Genomic DNA, 4,321 nt, shown 5'->3' on the forward strand with positions numbered 1-4,321 from the left:
ATGCATATTGGAAACTCCTTAGTTATTTGCAGGAGTCTCAAATGTTTCGTAACTTATTCAAATAGAGACGAGTTTAAGTTTTGAATTAATTGATATTTGATAAATTTGGGTTAAAAACTGCCCTGGATCTACGGATTGCTGATCTGTACTCTTAAAAGACATAATCTTTTCTAAAATATTAACCTTAGAAGAAAAATCAGGAAATTGCCCCTTTAAATTTGCAAGTTGTTCTAAATTAGATTCTCTTCTTGCTATGTCTGATGATTTATCATAAACTTTTTTTTCATAACTCACGGTGGTCTTGTAGGCTGAATTAACGATAAAGCAAGAAAGCCCAATTATAACCAAAAAAAGAAAATACTGACCGCCAAAGAGTATTTGTTTAAAAGTTGATAAAGATCAATTTTGGGGGAGTTTTTTTTAATCATTTTAAAATTAATCCTTGAGGAAAACTAAAATCAATTGTAAAGTTGATATTAGAACCTGCTGGAGAAATAGATGCTAACTTAATATTTGTAAATCCGTTTTTTTTCAGGTTTTTCAAAAAAGTAGATATATCCAGATAGCTCTTACTAGTTTCGCATATAACATTGACCTTGTTACCATCACTTATTGTGAGTCCGGATATCTGGATATTCCCCGATTCTGTTTCTTGAAGTTTAGCAAAAAATTTTGAGTAGTATTTATGATTATTTAATATTGATACAGCCGGATGAGCTTTATATTTTTCAAAACTATCTTTTATATCTTTTAAATTGTTCTCATTTTCGATAACAACTTGCTCTTTTTTTGATAAACCATCAAGCTTGATTTTATTTATAATAGATCGTATACCTAGAAACAATAAGAGCAAAAGAACAGTTGAAACGGAAATAATTAAAGTCCTAACCAATAATGGCTTTAGAATGGATTGATCTTCTTCTCTTGGGATTAAGTTTATTTTCATTCTGTTAATATTATAAAAACACAGTTATTGAGTCATTGCAAGGCCAACAGCCACTGCAAAGCGTGGGCCTACCTTTGTTAGCTCATCAACATCATAATTATTAGGAAAATTTATATTTTGCCAAGCATTTCCCATAGAAACTTCTGTTGAAAGCATGGGAGACATTAAATCGGCTATATTGGGAATTTGAGAACAACCGCCTGATATCAAAACCCGATTTATTTCTTTGTTAGACTTTTCTTGATAATATTTTGATAGTCTTTCAAATTCAAATGCTATAACTTCTATTATCGGCTTTATAATATTATGAATTTTACCTTGATCTTTAGATTTTAATATACCGAAATTATACAAAAGATTTCTAGTATAATCTTCCTTACCGAAACTTGCCATAGAAAAAAGCATTTCATTTTCTCCAATCTTAACGTTCTTTATAGATCTTGTAACACCATTTTCTACAATACTTATCACGGAAAAACTTACACCAATATGAATAATCGCGGTTACGCCGCTATGATCCTTTTCTATTAAAGAACGGTTTAAAGAAATTGGTTCAATTTCAAGAGAAATCGGATTTAATCCACTATTTTTAATTGTATTCAAATACCTAGAAATAATATATTTAGGCGTTGAAGCAATCATTACTTCAAATTTTTCATTTTTCGCTACAATATCCCAAGTGGCTGATTTATCTTCCGAATAATCAACAACGTGTTTTCTAATTTCCCACTGCATTGCATATTCCAATTCCTTATCAGGCATAATAGGAATATCAATAAAAGCCGTGGAAACTTTTTCTGAAGGTAGGGCTGAGCATACATCAACAATATGACAACCTGAATCTTTAAATAATTTCTTAATATACAAAGAAAAACTTGCTAAAGCATCGTCATTACTGGCCTTCAGCAACTCAAAGGGAACAGGAATTTCACCCATAGCAGAAAGAGTAAATTGACTTTTTTGACGCATTAACTCTATAAGCTTGATAGATTTGGATCCAATGTCTATGCCGACTGAATAAGTTGCCAAGCTGACCTCATTTTATCTATTATTTAAGTTTAACGAAATCTGCTTGGAAAGTAAAATCAGACTAAAAATGCACGTAAACCTTATCGCCAATATTTGCCCAATCGTAAAGAATTTTAGCTGGCCCAACTCCAAGCCTCACACAACCATGAGATACTGCCCTACCGATACTTCTTGTGCCCTCTTTCACTCCATTCGGCCATTCGGGTAATTCATGGAACCCATGCCCTCTGCCTGAAAATTCCATCCACCATGGCATATAAAGACCATATTTCTTAGAATAAGCCCTAGGTATCTTGCTTAATACTGTAAAAGTGCCTGCTGGGGTTGGGTGGGATCGACTTCCAGAAGATATTTTAAACCTATAAACCGCATTTTTATTGTCAAAAGCAGTTAAGGTTTGAGTTGATATATCTACATCAATATACTTTCCGTCAAATGATGCGAGGGTTTCCGCTACTTTTAATCTTTCGTCATCCTTTTTCTTTTGTTCCTCTTTTTTCTTTTTTTCAATTTCTTCCTTGGCCTTTATAGATATATCCTGAAATTTAAACATTTTATCATCCATAACTCCCGGTAAATAATTACCGACTTTAGCATCTTGTACTCCTGCTACCACTGGAATAATATCTGAATCGGCATATTTTAAAGAAGAAAAAATATTTATTATCTTCACAAAATAATTATCCGAAGAAGCCTTTACGCCTAAAGGAGTTAAAGTAAAACATAATAATAAAATAAATATAAATTTTTTCATAGAATTATAAGTATAACCCCTGCAATCATTATAAGACAAGCAATGGATTTTCTAAATAAATTTTTTTCTTTAAAAATTGTACCACCAATAAAAGCCGAGATAAAACTAGCTAGTTGCCTTATAGGAACCACCAAGGATACATAAGTTAAAGATACTGCCTGGAAGTAAGCTAGATTACCCAAATTTTTAAGCATCGCAGTCAATAAAACCCACGTTCCCTTGGTTGTATAGGCTTTTTTAACTCCTTCTTTTTTTTCTATTATCAAAAGGCAGGAAAGAGTAGAAATCGCCAAACATAACTGACTGAAAAAAAGCAGGCTAAGAGCAGAAATACCTTCTGAAAGTATCATCTTATCTAGCATAGCCACACTCGCTAAAAGCATAATAGATATAAGCAAAAATTGTTCCAGCTTGGATGAAAAAACTTTTTTGATCGGGCCTAAAATATCCCCAGGCGCATAATCTACCATATATGCTCCGAATACTAAAATAACTAAACCTGTTAATTTATCATCATTCAAAGATTCTCCCAGCATAAAAAAAGCAAAAGAGAAAAGGAACAACGGCATAAGGTTACCTAGAGTCGCAACGGTAGATATGGGCATTTTTCTTAAAACTGTAAATTGGAGCAATAAACCAACAGTCAGCAGAATCCCTTGAAATATAATTAATAAAAATACTTCCATGGAAGGTATTTCTACGTATGGGATAATCGGAAGTAGCACTAAAAACTGGGCTGAAGCTAAAACAGTAAGAAATTCTAGAGCATTTTCAAATACTAAAATTTTCTTTGAAGTTACTAAGTGTAGCCCTATAAAAAAAGTACAAACAAAACCAAATAAATACCAAGGCATATTAAATAGATCTTTATCTATTAAATTATATAATAAGAAAAAATAATAATAAATCATTAAAAAAACCGCAAAGCGGTTTTAAAATCTTCTTGAAGGCACTATGGTGGGTCGTCTGGGACTTCCCGATAAATCGGGACAAGCTCCCCACAGGACACCCCCGACTAAAGTCGGGGTGCTCTACTTTCTAACTAAGAATAATCTGGTGGGTCGTCTGGGACTCGAACCCAGGACACCCTGCTTAAAAGGCAGGTGCTCTAACCAACTGAGCTAACGACCCACCAGATTATTCTTAATATTTTCAGCTATCAAGTCTTGAATATAACGATTATTTTTTAGTCGTTTAAGATACCTTTCTCTTTGATATACATCTTGTTTATTTTCAAACATCTCATAATAAACAAGTTGTAATGGTCTCCTATGTTTTGTTGACCTTGATCTACCGTTCAAGTGCCTTAATAACCTATCTTTTAAGTTACTAGTAGCTCCAATGTAAAAACCATAATCTAATAAACTTTTAAAATGTACACATAATACATTTTTGCTCTCGCTTAATATTCTAGGACACCCCCGACTAAAGTCAGAGTGCTCTAATCTTGAAGCTTACAATATCAAAATGCTAACATATTATCATCTAGTTTTCAATAATTTGTACGCGTCACGCACATTTGAGACTCCGGAACAGTTTTTATTAAATAATCAATGGGTGAAATATTACCCAAAGATTGGTGTATTCTCTTT

At 32.8% G+C, this 4,321-nt stretch carries 5 protein-coding genes, 1 tRNA gene and 1 pseudogene; all 7 read right to left on the reverse strand.

Going from position 1 to position 4,321, the window contains the following annotated elements:
* Positions 1–57 precede the first annotated feature (57 nt).
* The gene (locus COX95_01030; protein PIZ86516.1) at positions 58–348 is read right to left on the reverse strand and encodes a hypothetical protein; all 291 of its coding nucleotides are present in this window, start codon (positions 346–348) and stop codon (positions 58–60) included.
* A gap of 76 nt (positions 349–424) precedes the next feature.
* Positions 425–946 (reverse strand): hypothetical protein, encoded by a 522-nt coding sequence (locus tag COX95_01035; GenBank protein ID PIZ86517.1) that lies wholly within the window; start codon positions 944–946, stop codon positions 425–427.
* Between the two features lie 24 nt (positions 947–970).
* Complete coding sequence (locus COX95_01040) at positions 971–1,975, reverse strand: hypothetical protein (GenBank protein ID PIZ86518.1); 1,005 nt, start codon at positions 1,973–1,975, stop codon at positions 971–973.
* Positions 1,976–2,036: 61 nt separating this feature from the next.
* Complete coding sequence (locus COX95_01045) at positions 2,037–2,729, reverse strand: hypothetical protein (GenBank protein ID PIZ86519.1); 693 nt, start codon at positions 2,727–2,729, stop codon at positions 2,037–2,039.
* A complete protein-coding gene (locus COX95_01050; GenBank protein ID PIZ86520.1) occupies positions 2,726–3,640 on the reverse strand; it encodes a hypothetical protein in 915 nt (304 codons plus the stop codon). The genes COX95_01045 and COX95_01050 overlap by 4 nt, the downstream gene beginning before the upstream one ends.
* A gap of 143 nt (positions 3,641–3,783) precedes the next feature.
* A tRNA-Lys gene (locus COX95_01055) sits at positions 3,784–3,860 on the reverse strand.
* Positions 3,851–4,119, reverse strand: a pseudogene (locus tag COX95_01060) (excinuclease ABC subunit C). The gene COX95_01055 and the pseudogene COX95_01060 overlap by 10 nt, the downstream one beginning before the upstream one ends.
* Positions 4,120–4,321: the final 202 nt, after the last annotated feature.

It is taken from the genome of bacterium CG_4_10_14_0_2_um_filter_33_32 (assembly GCA_002792735.1).
Classification (GTDB): Bacteria; Patescibacteriota; CPR2_A; order CG2-30-33-46; family CG2-30-33-46; genus CG2-30-33-46.

What these genes read in the sequence shown, in the direction of transcription:
- COX95_01035 (PIZ86517.1), bottom strand. Translation starts at nt 946, where the DNA reads ATGAAAATAAACTTAATCCCAAGAGAAGAAGATCAATCCATTCTAAAG.
- COX95_01045 (PIZ86519.1), bottom strand. Translation starts at nt 2,729, where the DNA reads ATGAAAAAATTTATATTTATTTTATTATTATGTTTTACTTTAACTCCT.
- COX95_01050 (PIZ86520.1), bottom strand. Translation starts at nt 3,640, where the DNA reads ATGATTTATTATTATTTTTTCTTATTATATAATTTAATAGATAAAGAT.